This is a genomic window from Bacillus sp. 105MF (assembly GCF_000374885.1).
Lineage (GTDB): Bacteria > Bacillota > Bacilli > Bacillales > Bacillaceae_G > Bacillus_A > Bacillus_A pseudomycoides.
On sequence record NZ_KB895582.1, the window covers coordinates 88,331 to 105,794 of the forward strand.

Sequence of the window (17,464 nt, forward strand, 5' to 3'; positions counted from 1 at the left end):
AATACAGTAGGAATAAACGTTTATCATACATATGAATCTTTTTATGTACCAAGCTATATTCATTTTAAAATCTAATCGCGACAAAGAGGGATAGGTATATGAATAATGATATGAAACGATACTTAATATGCACGTTCATATTTACATGGATACTCTGGGGACTATTAATTAGCTTGATAAAATGGGATATTACCACATTCGGTACTCCATTAGCAATGATATTGTTTGTTTTCGGAGGTATCATGCCAGCAATTATTGCAATTAGTTTAAAGAAAAAATATGGATCAAAAGAGGAGTTTAGAGTTTTTATCAAAAACATTGTTAACGCTAAACATCATTTTGCATGGTATATTCTGCTCATTGTTCTAGCTTTTATTAGCTGTTATCTGCCAACGCTATTTGGTGGGGCAACGATGCAAAAGCCATTATACGTTGCATTATTTAATTTTCCAATGATGATTATTGGTGGTGGAGTTGAGGAAATCGGATGGAGGGGATTCTTGCAACCTGCACTTCAAAAAAGGTTTTCTTCATTTTTAAGCACCATGATTGTGAGCATAATATGGGCTGTTTGGCACCTGCCGTTATGGTTCATTCCAGGCACTAACCAGTCTCAAATAAATTTTATATACTTTATAATCACGATAATTGCCGTATCCTTCATATATACTACAATTTATAATGCAACTAAAAGTATTTTTATGTGTCTAGTTTTCCATGCACTTATGAATTCTTTTTGGAGCGTATACGTGCCAAATGATAAGATTTTACCAGCCTGTTCAACTCTTATCTTTGGGATTTGTGTCTTTATAGTGTATAAATTAGTGATAAAAAGAAAAAGTACCTTATTAACAGGTTAACAAAGATAAAGCAAGGAAACCTATTTCGAGTTTCCCTTCATCAAACCTTAAGTCCCCTATTAAGGGATATAACTTACCGACATGTTATATCGTGGATTTTAAATGCTGCTCTCTGGGCACAATTTTATTTTGCGAACGCTGTCTGCAGCGTGATAAAGCGATCTGTTCATGATGGGAAAATGACGCAAATGGAACTCGATGTAATAGCTGATGATAAAAAGAATATTCTTGTCGGTGCAACAGAGTACATGGAATATTCTATAGAAGGAACAAACGAATGGCATACATATAATGCGGGGAATCCTCCAAAATTTGAAGGGGATCAAACGGTATATGTGCGCCATAAAGGAGAAATGAATTTACATCCAGGTTTAACACGGATTGTTCATTTTTCAGCTAATAAATAGTTTAGAAAAGTAGTATGAAAGTAATAATGTATATCTTCTATATAAAAAGGGCTTTTATGTTATGATAAAGCTCTTTTTTGTGCGTTTATAAAAAAGTGAGTGAAATGTTAGGGGAAATCATGTTTTTTAAATCATTAGAGTCGCTTTACTACGATGAATCAAGTATACTGAGAAATGTTTCCTGAAAATAATTCAGGCTAAAAATCCATTAGGGTTGTTTGGCTACTGAAGACTTTTCTAATAAAAGTGTAAGAGTTATGATTAGTGAACAGATAATGTTTGATGGATATTTGAATTACTATTTTAATTTTAGATAAAGAGTAAATAAGGAGCGTTAGTATGAATTTAGCGAAATTTCCCAGAAAAAAATATACAGAATCATATACGCCAATTGAAAAATTAAATCACTTTTCTGAAGTCCTAGGAGGACCTTCTATTTATTTTAAACGAGATGATTTACTTGGTTTAACAGCTGGTGGCAATAAAACAAGAAAATTAGAATTCCTTGTGGCGGATGCACAGGCGAAAGGTGCAGATACGTTAATTACTGCTGGCGGTATTCAGTCCAATCATTGCCGATTAACATTAGCGGCTGCGGTAAAAGAGAAAATGAAATGCATTCTTGTATTAGAAGAAGGACTTGTACCAGAAGAAAAACCAGACTTTAATGGGAATTACTTCTTATATCATTTATTAGGTGCTGAAAATGTAATCGTTGTGCCAAACGGAACTGACCTTATGGATGAGATGCAAAAAGTGGCCAAAGAAGTAACTGAAAAAGGGCATACACCATACGTAATTCCAGTTGGAGGATCCAATCCTACCGGTGCAATGGGATACATTGCATGTGCAGAGGAAATTATGGCTCAATCGTTTGAGCAAGGGATAGATTTCAATGCGGTTGTTTGTGTAAGTGGCAGCGGGGGCATGCATGCTGGTTTGATCACTGGATTTTATGGAAGACAAACAGGGATCCCGGTAATTGGAATGAATGTGAGCCGCGGAAAAGCTGAACAAGAAGAAAAAGTATGTAAGCTTGTGCAAGAAACTTCAGCGCATGTTGGGATTCTAAACAGTATTCCGCGTGAGGCTGTGACATGTTTTGATGAATACGTTGGACCAGGATACGCTTTACCAACACCTGAAATGGTAGAAGCTGTTCAGCTATTAGCAAAAACAGAAGGGGTTTTACTGGATCCAGTATATACAGGGAAAGCAGTAGCTGGACTGATCGACCTAATTCGAAAAGGTACATTTAAGAAAGAAGATAACATTCTATTTGTACATTCAGGTGGTTCTCCGGCGTTATATGCGAATACATCGCTATTTTCCTAATATGTAAGAAAAGCAGCACCAAAATAAGTGGTGCTGCTTTTTTATGTAAGCTTTGCTTGTCTGTCTTAATTAGCTATAAAGAACAAATTGCTCATCTAACCAGTTTACTACTTTTTCAATCATTGGAATACTTATAGAATGATTGATATTTTGGTATAGCATAAATGTAATGTTAGCTGTTGTATCTTGATGGTGTGATTGTACTTTTTCATAAAATGTTTGTTGTCCAAGAGGCGAGATAACAGCATCACTTGCCCCGTGTAATAATAGTATAGGTCGATTATGAATGCGTTCGATAGATTGAATAGGATCCATTTTTCTAATCATATGAATTTCATTGGCGATATTTGAGCCTTGCTTTTGAAAAATCTCTTCAGAAGTTATCCAAGCTCCTGAACCATTTATATTAATAAGTGCATCAATTTTTGAATCTTTGATAAAAGCTCCTGAGGATATGAATCCACCCATTGAACTTCCGAGAACTACAATTTTATGACCTAAGCAGTATTCACTCTCATAGATACTAGTAAATAAATCATTTATATCATGTTTAACAGTATGCAAAATGGTTTTCCAGAAATATTGTTCCATTATCGGTTTAGAAAAATGATTTTCTAAAGCTGTCCGTGAATCGTGATAAATAATTTCTGGAATAATTACGGTATATCCAAAGTTAGTTAAGATGATACCTAAAAAGATTTGACTAGATCCCCATCCATGATAGAAAACGATTGTTATTTTTTATTCTGTTGTGTGGGCTGTAATAAGAGACCGTGTATGTTTCCTAGTTGAATGTCTGTTTGATTCAATGTATCGGTTCACCTCCATAAATAAATAAGTGAGGGAATGAATGCCCTTACTGATAAAAGCTTTACCTTATCACTCCGTCTCAAAAAACTCAATCCATTCTCCATCACGGCCAGAGAAGAAAATGTAACGTGTTCCATCAGGTAATGTTTCAATCTCCTCTGTTAATAAAAAAGTTACTCCTAACTTCTTCAGTCTTTCAATTTCATCTTCTAGAGAGTCTACTTTAAAGCAAATATGATGCACTTTTCCTTCTGCTGGAAGAGAAGGATTATAGCCTTCAATCAATTCAAGAATTGTTTCTTGTGATTCTTCTACACCTAAAAAAGCAAGCTTTAAGTTTGGGTCTGGATGTCCCATACGTTTGATAAGCTTTAGTCCAATTACTTCTTCATAAAAGGAAAGGGACGTTTCTAAGTTTGCAACCATGATTCCGACATGTTCGATTCTTCTTACTGGCATGTTGCTTCCTTCATCCCATAAATTGCATATGTATCATAATATTGAAAATTAAGAAAATAAGCAAGATAAAAACCTTACAAATTTTATCGTGTTATATGATATAGTGAGAAAGTATGTTTGGAGAGAAGGAAGGAGACATTAGTATGAATACAACTTCGCAAGCTCCTTCATTAACGGAAACGATGAAAGAGTGGCATCAGGCGTTAGCATATGAAATTAAACATTGGAAAACGATAGGCGGCAGTAAATTATCGATTATAAATGGCCATTTTTTATATACAGATTATGAGAGTACGGTGTATGTATTTCAGCTTATTTCGGAAGTAAGCTTACCTGATGGTACACCCATTCGGATTGAATTTGATGGTGAGGAAGCAACAGGAGAAGTGCTATCTGTACATGGATTAGAAATCGAACTGAAATTAAATGATTATATACAAGGCGAAATAAGAGAAGCGATTTTATATAGTGAACCATGGCAGTTATTAGAGCAATTGCAAGAGCGATTGAAAGAAATACGAAAAGATAAACAAAAACGTCAACGCGTAAAGCGTCTTTTAGATGGAAAAAGTACGCCAAAGCATATAGAAAAGATGAAAAATCCGAAGAATGAACTGGCATATCGTTCTTTTTATAATCCGACAACATATGTTTGGGGCCCACCGGGAACAGGAAAATCTTATAATTTATCACGTATTATTTCAGCGCACTATCAAAAAGGAAAATCAGTACTTGTACTTGCTCATAGTAATGCAGCGGTTGATGTATTAATGAGTGAGGTTACAAAGCAAATAGAAAAAAAAGAAAAATGGACACCAGGGGAAATCGTCCGGTATGGATTTAGTCAACATGAACATATACGTAATCATGAAACGTTGCTTGCTTCTAGATTAGTGGAAACAGCGAATGGCTCATGGGGAGAAGAAAAGCTTTATTTAGAAGAAATGCGTCAAGATCTTCGTCAAAAAATCTTATCTTATAAGGCAACTGCTTCTGATAAAAAGCGTATGCAAGAAATTGAAGGAGATCTTAGAAAACAAAGAGCGAAAATTAAAGAAGTAGAAAGAGAATATATTGAAAATGCAAAGGTAATAGGTGCGACACTATCTAAGTGTGCAATTGATTCTCTTATTTATGAACGAACATTTGACTTAGTTGTTGTAGATGAAGTGAGTATGGCATATGTGCCACAAATCGCATTAGCTGCTTCTCTTGGTAAGCGAATTGTCGTTTGTGGTGATTTTTTACAGTTGCCACCAATTGCGATGGCAAATCATGAGCTTGTTAGAAAGTGGTTAGGAGAAGATATGTTTTATCATGCAGGGATTGTCCAATCCGTAAACAAGTGCGAGACACATCCGAATCTATTTATGCTGCAAGAACAAAGACGTATGCATGCGGATATATCTAAATTTACAAACTCATTTATTTATAAGAATAGAGTGTTCGACCATCCTTCTGTTTCGGCAAGACAAGAATTAGCGAAATTACAGCCGTTTGCAAACGAAGCGACAGCTCTGTTTGATACAAGTTTAATGGGAGCTTACTCTTTAAAAGATGCCGCTTCTGGTTCTCGTTTTAATATTATGTCCGGTTTCGTTGCAATGCAGATGATTTTAATTGGATTATTAGATGGCGTTCAATCGATTGGAGTTGTAACGCCATATCGCGCGCAGTCCCGTTTCTTATCAACATGTATAAGAGAAATATTGCAAAAAACAAAGTATCGAAATACACCTATTCTAGCAGCGACGGTTCATAAATTTCAAGGATCTGAACGCGATATGATGATTTTTGATACAGTAGATAGTTATCCGCAGGAACGTCCTGGCGTGTTATTCTTTGATCATAAGAATCATCGTCTTGTAAATGTTGCGGTAACGAGAGCAAGAGGAAAGCTCATTCAGTTATCGGACTGTCAATATATGCGGAAAAATCTTTCTAGAAAACAAGCGTTATCTCACTTAACTTCTCACATAGAAAGACACGGAAATGTATATGATCGTACAACATCACGTCCATTGTTAGAACGAAAAATTACAAAACGCTTGAGATGGTTTATGCAAATGAATTTGGAAGAGACGAAAGCATTATTAAAAGACATTCTGTCAGCAAAACAAAAAATTATTATTTCGCTCCCAAGTACAAGACAAGTAGATAAAAGGGTATGGCAGGCGTTAATGCGTACAACAGCGCAGGTAACAATCTATAGCGATGGACCAATTCCATTAAAAAATGTGAGAGTACAAAGGCAAAATAAATCACTCCCATTTGTATGTATTGATGATGAGATCTTTTGGGTAGGTGCTCCGTTAACATCGCAAATGATGTTTGAAGGAAGTCCAGAATTCCCTTATATATGTGCAAGAATGCAGGCGCCTGAAACGATTGGCGTTTTAAAAGGATTTTTAGATATTCGTTAAAATCAGATCGGAATTCCTTGACATTTACTTGGAATAAAAATAGAATGAAAATAATTTAATATAATTTTATGAAAATAAAAACGATTTTCTTATCACGAGAGGTGGAGGGACTGGCCCTATGAAACCTCGGCAGCGGATTCAATATGAATACTGTGCCAATTCCAGCAAGTGAAAGACTTGAAAGATAAGAAAGAAGGTCATTTTTGAATCTGTATGTTCAAGCCTCTTTCTATCTTTTAGAAAGAGGCTTTTTTATGTGCAAATTTAAAGGAGGAATGGGAAATGGGAACAAAACAAGTAACGTCACACCGAAATAGTATTACTGAAAGTATAGAAAGAAATAGAGAAAAATACTTAAAAACAAGTCATGATATACATGCGAATCCTGAAATTGGTAATCAAGAATTCTTTGCATCTAGAGCGTTAAGTTTACTTTTAGGAAGTGCAGGATTTCAGCTTCAGCACAATATCGCAGGACATGAAACAGGATTTATTGCAGGGAAAAGTTCAGGGAAACAAGGGCCGACAATTGCCTTTTTAGCAGAGTATGACGCTTTGCCTGGATTAGGCCATGCGTGTGGTCATAATTTAATTGGTACAATTAGCGTTGCAGCAGCCATTGCATTATCGGAAACAATTGAAGAAATCGGCGGTGAAATCGTTGTATTCGGAACACCAGCAGAAGAAGGTGGGCCGAATGGAAGTGCAAAAGCAAGTTATGTGAAGGCAGGTTTGTTTAACAATATTGATGCAGCACTTATGATTCACCCTAGTGGAAAAACAGCAACAACAAGTCCGTCACTCGCAGTTGATCCACTTGATTTTCATTTTTATGGAAAGTCGGCACATGCGGCTGCTTCACCTGAAGAAGGAATTAATGCATTAGACGCGGTGATTCAGCTTTACAATGGGATTAACGCACTTCGTCAGCAGCTTCCATCAGATGTGAAAATTCATGGTGTCATTACTGAGGGTGGTAAGGCACCGAATATTATTCCGGATTACGCATCAGCCCGTTTCTTTATTCGCGCAGCAACACGTAAAAGATGTGTTGAAATAACTGAAAAGGTACGAAATATTGCAAAGGGTGCAGCGCTAGCAACAGGAACAACAGTAAAAATCAATCAATTTCAAAATGAAATTGATGAATTATTAGTGACGAAGACATTTAATGAGGTGGTTGCTGAGGAATTAGAAAACCTTGGTGAAGATGTAAATCGTATAGAGAGACTTGGAATCGGTTCAACAGATGCAGGAAATGTGAGTCAAGTCGTACCAACGGTTCATCCTTATATTAAAATTGGGCCGGATAATTTAGTTGCACATACGAATGAATTTAGAGAAGCAGCTCGTTCGGAACTTGGCGATAAAGCATTAGTTACATCCGCAAAAGTATTAGCGTATGTAGCATATCGATTAATTACAGAAGAAGGAACGCTTGATCAAATTAAGGAGGAGTTTAGAGGGGCGCAGCGAAATCAGTAATGTGATTAGTATTGGAGAAATAGTTTTCTAGAATTCTATTTAGATAAAAAAGGTTTGGAGAAATCTCTAAGCCTTTTTTAGTTATAAAAGTTGGAACTTATTATTTAGATAACTATCTCTATTGGTTCCATTGGCTTGAATTAGGGAAGAATTTAGCATTTGATAAACGAGTAGAACAAATGCTTATTTCAGCGTGTCAGAAATCAAATTGTACAACAGTTGAGATGTTGAGAAGTGCATAAAAAAGACCTCAACTAAGAGTCGATTGAGGTCGAAATATCAGTAAACTAAGTTATTTTTTAACCCTTATTAAATTGTATTTGAATAATAGCGTTATTCCTAAGTTCATTAGAAAATGTACAACAAATGGTACTAAAATATTGTTTGTTTCAAAATATATCCAACCAAAAGTCAAACTTGGAACGCTTATATTTATTAGCATTATAGGCTTTTTGAAGTATTGAGTATGAAAACCTAAGAAAAATAAAGTAGTTGTTATAATTGCAATCCATGGGTTCTCTATAAATATGAAAAGCAAATTTTGAATAATTCCTCTAAACAAAAGTTCTTCAAATAACGCTCCTAAAAACATAAAGGCAAAAATACTTAACAGTGAATACTTTTGATAACTCTTGTTTGTATCGTCAATGTATTTCGAGGGAATGTAAAGCGTTAACATTACACCAAACAAAAGTAGAGCAAACGAAGCAATAAATATATTCATTATCATTCGGATTGGTTTATCGAATGATAGGAAATTTTGAATTGTGAGTACATCATAAACCATAAGAATAAAAATGATAGCCACGCAAATGAATGTAAAAGAAGAGAATACTAAAACAGCGTCTTTTGGGTTGAAATCCTTTTTTGTTTTCTTGGTTTTGTCTTTTATATCTTTCATATCTTACCTTCTTTCCTGTGACTTTAGAATAATGAAAATACTTTACTATTTTATCAGAAGATATAATATCTACAAATAATTATTTAAAAAGCAACAATCTTTTAGAAAACAGCCTTTATTTATACCATATGATAATGGAACCTTTGTAAAGGAAAGAAAAGACGTCACCATTCAATTTTATATATTAAGGTAGAGTGTTTCTTTTTTTATTTAAGTAAAAAGCCGAAGTGCTAAAAGGAAGGAAGAAAAATTGTATCAAAATATTCTTGAAGGCTATCAAATTAGAACTGCACATAATGATGAAAGTCCTCTCATTGTTAAAATGCTAAAAGAAGTTGCACAGTGGTTAAAAGAGCAAGAAATTGACCAGTGGCAGTATCTTTTAGAAGGTGGAGATGACGAAGAGATCATTCAAGCGGTAATAAATAAAAACACTTACATCATTTTAAAGGAAAATGAAATGATAGGTACTTTTACAGTTTCTTCTGTACAAAGTGAGTCTTCTTTTTCGTATTATTGGATTTTAAGTGATAGAAAATAAATTTTAAATATTTTGATAGATAGTGCATTTTTAATTATAATACAGCTAGATACATAGAAAAGGGGAATTGTTCATGCAAATAACAAATGAACGAGCAATGTTACGATTAATAGATACAAATGATGTAGAAAAATTATTTTCAATTGTGGAAGGAAATAAAGAAATCTGGACGTATTTAATAGCTAAAATGGATAGCTATCAAGATATGGAGCGATATGTTGAAACGGCAGTAAAACGATATGAAAAGGGAACGGATTTACCATTTGTTGTGATAGATCAAAAAACGAATGAAGTTGTCGGCAGTACACGTTTGTACAATATATCAACAGAAAGCAAGACTGTTGAACTTGGTCAAACGTGGTATCATCCGAGTGTACAGAGAACGAGTATAAATACGGAATGTAAGTATATGTTATTGCAATATGCGTTTGAAGAATTACAAATGCTGCGCGTGCAAATAAAAACAGACTTGCGAAATGAAAAAGCACAACGAGCAATTGAACGGTTAGGTGCAGTAAAAGAAGGGATATTACGAAATGAGAGAAGGTTACCAAGCGGTTATATAAGGGATGCGGTAGTGTATAGCATCATTGCAAGCGAGTGGCCAATCGTGAAAGATCGATTACTGCACAAAATGGACCTGTATAAATAGGAGGCAAACATGACAAATATTGAAACAAAAAGACTAAAGATGATTCCTTTTACATTAGAACTTGTTGAGGCAACGATAAAAGGCAGAGAAGAGCTGCAAGAAATCATACCATATAAAATATCTTTAGAATGGCCAATGCCTGATTATAAAGATATTTTACCATGGGTTGCGGAAGGCTTACGGAAAAATCCAAAGCAAAGTAAGTGGAGTGGACTGATTGTTCATAAGGAAGATAATGTTATTATTGGTGATATGGGTTGTAAAGGTGCGCCCGATCCAACTGGTACAGTAGAGATCGGATATAGTATTGTACCAGAATATCAAGGGAAGGGTTATGCGACTGAAATGGCAAAAGCTTTCGTTGAATGGTTAGAACGGAATGAAGAAGTGCAAACGATTCAAGCAGATTGTTTAACGAGTAATGCCGCTTCAAGTAGAGTGTTAGAAAAAGCCGGTTTTACATGTGTGCTTGAAGAACAACATATGAAATATTGGATTGTAAAGTGAAGTGGAAGAGGTATACGTCCCTAAGAGGGAAAAAATATACCTCTTTTTCTTACAAAATGATTACTTCTTTTATATACTTTTGTTTCATCATTCCCTTCTGTGAAAAAATTCGTTACAATGGAGTTGTATGAGAAATTTTGTACATAAATTAAATTCATAAAATATGCACCACAAAAAATAGTAAATTAAAAATCCTCTATTTGAATGAAAACCCTTTATAGCACGAATCAATTGTTGAGAAAAGTGCCTTCTTTCAAATGAACTCAAATATAATGATTTAAAATAGATTATTTTTTAGAAGTATGGATAATGCACGGGGGCCAGTACAAATGAAACAAAATAAGAAAAGTAAAAAAAGAAGAGTCTTGCAAGTGTTCTTGCTCATGGTTAGTTCTATCATTCTATTTGTAAGTTATGCAGCTTACGATATTTGGAGTTATCGCTTTAAAACGGATGAGGTGGATACAGATGCTGCTATTGTACTAGGAGCAGCTTCTTGGAACGGAAAACCATCTCCTGTATTTCGTGAAAGAATCAATCATGCGATTTCTTTGTATAAGAATGGAAGTATTAAAAAAATTATTTTTACAGGTGGTACTAAATTTGAAGCAGAGCAGGAAGAAGCACGTACTGCGAAAGCGTATGCATTAAAGCATAACGTAAAGGATGAAGATATATTAATTGAAACACAGTCGCGTTTTACAGAAGATAATTTAAAGAATGCGAAACAGGTTGGAATTGATAATGGCTTACATACGTATACGATTGTAAGTGATCCTCTTCATATGAAGCGAGCGATGAGAATAGCGAAGCATATTGGGATAGATGCATATGCATCACCAACGCCAACATCAGCATATAAAACATTAGATACGGAAATTCCATTTTTCTTTAAAGAATTATGTTCTTATATTGGATATGTTGCATCGTTACCTTTGCGTATATTGAAAGGTGATTAAAAAATAAAGAAAAGGATAGACAAAGGTAGAGTGGTTCTACGGAGTCTATCCTTTTTTTATGCAAATATGCTTTGGATTTTCTATAACTTTACAAATTATAGAAAAAACTTTCAATAAAAACCTTGTATTTTCATCGGAATAGTGACACAATAGAATGCATAATCAAATATAATCTTATCGAGAGAAGTGGAGGGAACGGCCCAATGAAGCTTCAGCAACCTATCTGTAATAAAAAAGGTGCTAATTCCGAGTAGATAAGAAGGAAAAGAGATGACAACCTTCTTAATATGTAAGGTTGTTTTTTAGTAGGAGGAGAAGGGATGAAACGTTTATTTTTTGCACTTGTAAGTATTGTATGTAGTTTATTTATCATTACGGGTTGCACGCAGACATCAGGGGGCGATCAAAAAGAAATTCGTTTAGGTTTTACACCTGGTCCATACAGTGATCAAGTGAAAAAAGCGGTACAACCGTACTTAGAGAAAAAGGGGTACAAAATTAAAATTGTTGAGTTTAATTCACCAAACGAAACAAATCCAGCATTAACGAATAAGGATATTGATGCAAATATATTTCAAAGTACTGCTTTTATGAAGTCTTACGCAAAAGAAAATAATGCGGAAATTTCAAGTATTATTCAAGTTCCATCAGCACCTCAAGGTGTATACTCTGAAAAACATAAATCATTAGATGATTTGAAAGATGGAATGAAGATTGGGGTACCAAATGATCCAGTTAATTTAGAACGGGCATTACGTATTTTAGAAGGGATTGGCTGGGTGAAATTAAAAGAAAATGAAAATATTTTAACAATTTCCGAAAAAGATATAACGTTTAAAAAGAAAGATTTCAAATTAGTACCACTTGAATCACCACAAATCCCAAGGGCAATGAAAGATTTAGATTACGGCATTATTAACGGAAATCTTGTCATTTCATCTGGACATAAGTTAAAAGAGGCACTGGAATTAGAAAAAACACCTTCACAACATAGAATTATTGTTACGGTTCGTGATGAAGATAAAGAAAAACAATTTGCGAAAGATTTAATTGAAGCATACCATTCACCAGAGTTCAAAAAGATGATTCAGTCTGAAGAACAATTTGAAGGGTTTGTGCTTCCTGACTACTTAAAGTAAAGGAGATCTTGACATGACATTATCATTTATAGAAACAGAAGAACAAGTTCTCGTATTGGAGAAGATAACAGAATTCATTCCGCAATTTGCAGGAAGGGAACATCAACTGAGCGAACTAGGCTCTTTTCCTTTTGAAAATATTAAAGACTTACAAAGTATTGGTTATACAAAGTTAACTCTTCCGAAGGATTTTGGTGGGAAGGCAATTTCATTATATGATTTTGTTTTATTTCAAGAGAAGATTGCAGAGGGAGATGGAGCAACAGCTTTGTCTATTGGATGGCATCTTGGAATTGTGAAGGAACTTGCGGAAAATCGCTCATGGAAACCTGAGATGTTTTCTTGGTTTTGTGAAGAAGTAAAAAAAGGCGCCCTTTTTAACAGGGCGGCAACTGAACCGAAGACAGGGAGTCCTACTCGGGGAGGAAAACCAGAAACATTAGCTGTACAAAAAGGCGATAAGTGGATTATAAACGGAAGAAAAACGTTCACAACGATGGCGCCAGTACTTGATTATTTCATCATATCTGCAAGCATTGAAGGGCGAGATGAGATAGGAGAATTTGTGATTCCAAGACACGAAAAGGGTGTGTTGATTGAAGAGACATGGGATAGTGTTGCGATGCGTGGAACGGCTAGCCATGATCTTGTATTACAGAATGTTGAAATCCCGCATAAATTTTTTACAGATGTAAAAGGTTCACAGGCGAAACCGAAAGGAATTGGATGGTTACTTCATATACCAGCATGTTATTTAGGGATTGCGCAGGCTGCAAGAAATTATGCGATTGATTTTGCGAAAGCATATCAACCGAATAGTTTAAATCACCCAATTAGTTTGCTTCCAAACGTTAGAAGATTAGTAGGCGAATTAGAGCTGGAACTCTTGCAAGCTCGTACTTTTTTATACCAAGTTGCGAAAAAATATGATGAGGTGGAAAATAAACAATCTTTACAAGCGGAATTAGCAGCAGCGAAATATATTGCGACGAATGCGGCGATATCAATTGTTGATAAGGCAATGAGAATTGTAGGGGCAAAAAGCTTATCTGAAAAGAATCCACTGCACCGCTATTATTTAAATGTTCGCGCTGGTTTACACAATCCACCGATGGATGATATAACACTCTCATTACTAGCAGATGATGCGTTTAAATCAATTGAAAAGGAGTGAGTGAAAATGATAACGTTATGCGATATCAATAAAACGTTTCAGACGAAAGAAGGTTTATTTCACGGTGTAAAATCAGTCTCTTTGCAAATTGAGGAACATGATATATATGGAATTACTGGATTAAGTGGTGCTGGAAAGTCTACATTATTACGTACAATGAATTTATTGGAAAAACCAGATTCAGGTGCAGTTATTGTAAATGGAAAAGATTTAACAAAGTTATCCAAGAAAGATTTACGAACAGCAAGACAGTCAATTGGTATGATTTTCCAGCATTTTCATCTTCTTCATAATAAAAACGTATCGGATAATATTGCTTTACCATTAGAATTGAAATCAGTTTCAAAAGAAGAGAGAGAAAAACGTGTAAGAGAGTGTTTGGAGATTGTTGGCTTAAGTGATAAAGCGCATCATTTTCCTTCTCAACTAAGTGGTGGACAAAAACAGCGTGTTACGATTGCTCGTGCATTAGCAAATGATCCCAAGGTATTGCTTTGTGATGAACCGACATCGGCACTCGATCCGAAAACGACACGATCTATTTTGCAATTTTTACAAAAGATAAATAAAGAGTTAGGAGTTACAATCGTAATTGTAACGCATGAAATGAATGTAATTAAACAAATTTGTAATAAAGTAGCGGTGATGGAAGAAGGAGAAGTTGTTGAATCTTTCCACTTACGTGACCAACATCTAAAACCAACAACAGAAATTGCAAAACTTCTATTAGGTGTAGAACAAGAGAGGGGCATTGCACATGTTCAATAATGTTATCCCACTGCTTCCAGAGATTTGGACATCACTTTTACAAACATTATTAATGGTTGGACTTTCAGTTGGAGCAGCAATTATTTTAGGTGTTCCTTTAGGTGTAATTTTATATTTTACAAGTAAAGGACAAATTTTGGAACAAAATATTGTCCATCGTATTTTAAACGGCATTGTAAATATTATTCGCTCATTTCCATTTATCATTTTACTAGTGGCTCTTGTACCACTTACAAGAACCTTATTAGGAACTACAATTGGTCCAATCGCTGCAACGATTCCTTTATCAGTAGCAGCCATTCCCTATTTTACGAGACTCGTAGAGCAAGCATTACGCGAGGTTCCAAAAGGTGTAATTGAAGCTGCTGAGGCAATGGGAGCGACGCCACTGCAAATTGTGTGGAAAGTATTGCTCGTTGAAGCGCGTTCAGGCCTTGTATTAAGCTTAACAGTTTTAACAGTAAGTTTTATTTCCTACTCAGCCATGGCAGGTGTTGTTGGCGGAGGCGGTGTCGGCGATTTAGCAATTCGTTTTGGATATTATCGTTTTCAAACAGACGTTATGATTGTTACGGTACTTATGCTTGTTATTCTCGTTCAATCTGTTCAATTCATTGGGAATAGGATTGCTGCAAAAATTGATAAACGGTAAGTATGAAAACAGGCTTCGGTATACACCGGAGCCTTTTATAGTGAAAGATGAATTGCTGAGGGTATTCTGCTAAGTTCAAACAATCAGTGTAGTTCATAATGAATCAGAGGTAGATGTGTGGGAAATTAGCCCTATCGATATAGATATGAGAGAATGTAGGAGATCTAAATAGGGAATATATATTTTAAAGGGGGAATAACAGTGGCGGAAATTAAATTTGATATTAAAGAAATTTTTGGAACTTTATCACAGTCACCTAAAGGCTGGAATAAAGAGCTCAATTTAATCAGTTGGAACGGAAAAGAGCCAAAATATGATCTGCGTGATTGGGCACCAGAGCATGACAAAATGGGAAAAGGTGTTACATTGACGGTTGAAGAGTTAAAGGCATTAAAAGATATTTTAAATCGTATGGAGTTATAAAGTAAAACTTTAATCAGTGGGGGGCTATCCCCACTGATTATCAGCCCTCATCAATCGGGCTTTTACGGACAAGTTCATCTCCCATCTAACTTCTTTGCTTTTACTGAATTTTGAGGCGGGAGTGTTACTGTCCGTTAATGCGGGATAAAAACGAAATGATTTGTGCAGAGAAAACCACTTTTGAATCATTATTTCAAAAGTGGCTTTTTGTATATATAGCATTTCATTTTAGAATTATTTTTGTATGGACGTATATGTCGGAAAAGACTATATAATCTTTACCTCTTTATCTTCTTTCTTGTGATGTTCAGGTACATAGATATATTGGGATACGATAAGGAGAACGCTTATAAAAAATATAGGGAACATACTTGATATAAATAGACCATCGATCTTTAAATTAGTGATTAGACAAACGATAATAATGAGTGATGTAAATAGATGAGAAATGTGTTTTCTTAATCGTATTTTATATACCTCTCGCAATATTTCACAGCATACAAATAGGATGAGCATACTTAAAAAAATTACATTTGTATCATAAATAATGAAACAACAGATTAGGCCGAAAAAAGCTAGGTATTCAATGAGTAATGGAATATTACGTAGCATAAGATGTTACCGTACTAAGTAAGGAAGTGGATCAACGGCATTTGTTTTTTCAAAATTCCATTCCCCATTATGTAATTCGAAATGAAGATGTTGCCCAGTTGAATGTCCAGTATTCCCCATCTGCCCCAACACTTGTCCAGTTTGAACGCGATCTCCAGCTTGTACAGATCGGTTTTTCATATGTGCATAAACAGTTGTATATAATTTTCCTTTTATGTAATGAGTGACGAATACGACGTTTCCGTAGCTGCTAGAATAGTAGGATTTGATAACTTTTCCAGCAGCTGCAGCACGAATAGGCTTATCTCCAGTTGCCGTAAAATCGACACCATAATGCATTTGCCCCCATCTGACTTCGAAGTTTGAGCTAACTTGTCCTTGTGTTGGAAATTTAAAAACAGCAGGTATTGAAGGTGATGCAGACTGTTCTTGTTGTTTATTTTGTAATACATATTGCTTTGCAACATATCCATATCCAGAGCCAAAACGAATTTTATACCATGTACCTACTGTGCCTACTACTTGTATTTGTGTCCCATTTTGCAAGGAACCAATAACAGCAGTATTTGTTCCTGCACCATTTCTTACCCTTAGTTTAGGCGTTGCAACATAATAAGAATTATTTTGTATAGTGATTCCTTTAACGAATGGTTGTGAGTTATGTGATACAAATTCTTTTTTTACATATCCTATTTTTCCGTTGTAAGAGATGAGATACCAGTCATTAAGTGTTTCTTGAACGGAGATAAATGTCCCGTTTGGTAATACGTCAAGGATGGATGATTGTATACTTGGTTCTGAACGAAGGTTTAAAGCGCTTGCATTTACGATATGTTGGTTACGCTGTTGATTTAATTTTGTCAACGACAAATTAGATTTTTGTATGTAACCAATTTTGTTTTGAGCGTTTACTTTATACCAGTCACGTGTAGTTTCGAGAATGGTAACAGGTGTATTGTATGAAATACTGCCAAGGGAATCACCATTTGTTGTATTTTCTTGATATAGTTGGACTTTATCAAGTTTTACATATCCGATTTTTACGTTGTTTTTTGGTTGTACAGCAGCTGTTTTCATATCCGCTTCAGTAATTGATGGGAGAAGAGAAGTGACTGCGACAGTTGCTGCTGTCAATGTTGTAACTTTCATATTCATCGTATAATGAGCCCCCTTGTATAATTTGTGGTAAAATTTAGAATTATATTACAAGAATAACAGAAATATAAAGAATATGGAAATAAATGAAAGAGATTTTTGTTTTTCTCAACATAAGATTTATTTGTACGATAATATTTGATGGTTTAAATGAGGCGTGGAAATTATCCGATATTTTCTAGGAAGATTAACTGCTTTATAG

At 35.0% G+C, this 17,464-nt stretch carries 17 protein-coding genes, 2 pseudogenes and 2 riboswitches; of the genes and pseudogenes, 15 read left to right on the top strand and 4 right to left on the bottom strand.

The annotated features are described in order from the left end of the window. The first annotated feature begins 98 nt into the window (after nucleotides 1–98). The 3 genes and pseudogenes from C564_RS0121700 (at nucleotide 99) to C564_RS0121710 (ending at nucleotide 2,602) form a co-directional block, all read left to right on the top strand. Nucleotides 99–860, top strand: coding sequence for a CPBP family intramembrane glutamic endopeptidase (locus tag C564_RS0121700; protein ID WP_018766816.1), 762 nt, complete (start codon nucleotides 99–101; stop codon nucleotides 858–860). Nucleotides 861–1,015: 155 nt separating this feature from the next. Then, nucleotides 1,016–1,267: pseudogene (locus C564_RS0121705) on the top strand (DUF4073 domain-containing protein); the annotation flags it as partial. A 339-nt stretch (nucleotides 1,268–1,606) separates the two neighbouring features. Next, nucleotides 1,607–2,602 carry a D-cysteine desulfhydrase gene (locus tag C564_RS0121710; RefSeq protein ID WP_018766818.1) on the top strand — a complete coding sequence of 332 codons (996 nt, stop codon included), beginning with the start codon at nucleotides 1,607–1,609 and terminating at the stop codon, nucleotides 2,600–2,602. A 69-nt stretch (nucleotides 2,603–2,671) separates the two neighbouring features. Here C564_RS0121710 and C564_RS0121715 read toward each other — a convergent pair whose 3' ends face one another. After that, complete coding sequence (locus C564_RS0121715; protein WP_306474245.1) at nucleotides 2,672–3,340, bottom strand: alpha/beta hydrolase family protein; 669 nt, start codon at nucleotides 3,338–3,340, stop codon at nucleotides 2,672–2,674. A 141-nt stretch (nucleotides 3,341–3,481) separates the two neighbouring features. Continuing rightward, nucleotides 3,482–3,871 carry a VOC family protein gene (locus C564_RS0121720; protein WP_003198468.1) on the bottom strand — a complete coding sequence of 130 codons (390 nt, stop codon included), beginning with the start codon at nucleotides 3,869–3,871 and terminating at the stop codon, nucleotides 3,482–3,484. A 113-nt stretch (nucleotides 3,872–3,984) separates the two neighbouring features. On the opposite strand from C564_RS0121720, the gene C564_RS0121725 reads away from it, so the two are divergent. The 3 genes and pseudogenes from C564_RS0121725 to C564_RS36310 all read left to right on the top strand — a co-directional run. Continuing rightward, nucleotides 3,985–6,294, top strand: coding sequence for an AAA domain-containing protein (locus C564_RS0121725; RefSeq protein ID WP_026008658.1), 2,310 nt, complete (start codon nucleotides 3,985–3,987; stop codon nucleotides 6,292–6,294). A gap of 86 nt (nucleotides 6,295–6,380) precedes the next feature. After that, nucleotides 6,381–6,485, top strand: a riboswitch (SAM riboswitch). A 91-nt stretch (nucleotides 6,486–6,576) separates the two neighbouring features. Then, entirely contained in the window at nucleotides 6,577–7,779 is a 1,203-nt protein-coding gene (locus tag C564_RS0121730; protein WP_018766821.1) for a M20 family metallopeptidase, read from the top strand. An 89-nt stretch (nucleotides 7,780–7,868) separates the two neighbouring features. Continuing rightward, nucleotides 7,869–8,021: pseudogene (locus C564_RS36310) on the top strand (IS1595 family transposase); the annotation flags it as partial. A gap of 50 nt (nucleotides 8,022–8,071) precedes the next feature. Here C564_RS36310 and C564_RS0121735 read toward each other — a convergent pair. Continuing rightward, nucleotides 8,072–8,680: a CPBP family intramembrane glutamic endopeptidase gene (locus C564_RS0121735; RefSeq protein WP_018766822.1), complete on the bottom strand. Its 609-nt coding sequence runs from the start codon at nucleotides 8,678–8,680 to the stop codon at nucleotides 8,072–8,074. A 250-nt stretch (nucleotides 8,681–8,930) separates the two neighbouring features. Between C564_RS0121735 and C564_RS0121740 the strand changes: the two genes are divergently transcribed. From C564_RS0121740 to C564_RS0121780, 9 genes are all read left to right on the top strand, one after another. Then, on the top strand, nucleotides 8,931–9,221 hold the full coding sequence (locus C564_RS0121740) for a hypothetical protein (RefSeq protein ID WP_003198475.1): 291 nt from the start codon (nucleotides 8,931–8,933) through the stop codon (nucleotides 9,219–9,221). Nucleotides 9,222–9,294: 73 nt separating this feature from the next. Next, on the top strand, nucleotides 9,295–9,873 hold the full coding sequence (locus tag C564_RS0121745; protein WP_003198477.1) for a GNAT family N-acetyltransferase: 579 nt from the start codon (nucleotides 9,295–9,297) through the stop codon (nucleotides 9,871–9,873). A 9-nt stretch (nucleotides 9,874–9,882) separates the two neighbouring features. Next, the gene (locus C564_RS0121750; protein WP_003198479.1) at nucleotides 9,883–10,380 is read left to right on the top strand and encodes a GNAT family N-acetyltransferase; all 498 of its coding nucleotides are present in this window, start codon (nucleotides 9,883–9,885) and stop codon (nucleotides 10,378–10,380) included. 329 nt (nucleotides 10,381–10,709) lie between these two features. Continuing rightward, nucleotides 10,710–11,339, top strand: coding sequence for a YdcF family protein (locus tag C564_RS0121755; RefSeq protein WP_018766823.1), 630 nt, complete (start codon nucleotides 10,710–10,712; stop codon nucleotides 11,337–11,339). Nucleotides 11,340–11,510: 171 nt separating this feature from the next. Next, nucleotides 11,511–11,600: riboswitch (SAM riboswitch) on the top strand. A 59-nt stretch (nucleotides 11,601–11,659) separates the two neighbouring features. After that, the gene (locus tag C564_RS0121760) at nucleotides 11,660–12,478 is read left to right on the top strand and encodes a MetQ/NlpA family ABC transporter substrate-binding protein (RefSeq protein WP_018766824.1); all 819 of its coding nucleotides are present in this window, start codon (nucleotides 11,660–11,662) and stop codon (nucleotides 12,476–12,478) included. A 13-nt stretch (nucleotides 12,479–12,491) separates the two neighbouring features. Continuing rightward, a complete protein-coding gene (locus C564_RS0121765) occupies nucleotides 12,492–13,652 on the top strand; it encodes an acyl-CoA dehydrogenase family protein (protein ID WP_003198488.1) in 1,161 nt (386 codons plus the stop codon). Nucleotides 13,653–13,658: 6 nt separating this feature from the next. Then, nucleotides 13,659–14,420 carry a methionine ABC transporter ATP-binding protein gene (locus C564_RS32455; protein WP_018766825.1) on the top strand — a complete coding sequence of 254 codons (762 nt, stop codon included), beginning with the start codon at nucleotides 13,659–13,661 and terminating at the stop codon, nucleotides 14,418–14,420. Next, nucleotides 14,410–15,072: a methionine ABC transporter permease gene (locus C564_RS0121775; protein WP_018766826.1), complete on the top strand. Its 663-nt coding sequence runs from the start codon at nucleotides 14,410–14,412 to the stop codon at nucleotides 15,070–15,072. The genes C564_RS32455 and C564_RS0121775 overlap by 11 nt, the downstream gene beginning before the upstream one ends. 201 nt (nucleotides 15,073–15,273) lie before the next feature. Then, nucleotides 15,274–15,495, top strand: coding sequence for a YdbC family protein (locus tag C564_RS0121780; RefSeq protein ID WP_003198493.1), 222 nt, complete (start codon nucleotides 15,274–15,276; stop codon nucleotides 15,493–15,495). Nucleotides 15,496–16,113: 618 nt separating this feature from the next. On the opposite strand, the gene C564_RS0121785 is transcribed toward C564_RS0121780, so the two are convergent. Continuing rightward, nucleotides 16,114–17,262 (bottom strand): SH3 domain-containing protein, encoded by a 1,149-nt coding sequence (locus C564_RS0121785; protein ID WP_003198495.1) that lies wholly within the window; start codon nucleotides 17,260–17,262, stop codon nucleotides 16,114–16,116. Nucleotides 17,263–17,464: the final 202 nt, after the last annotated feature.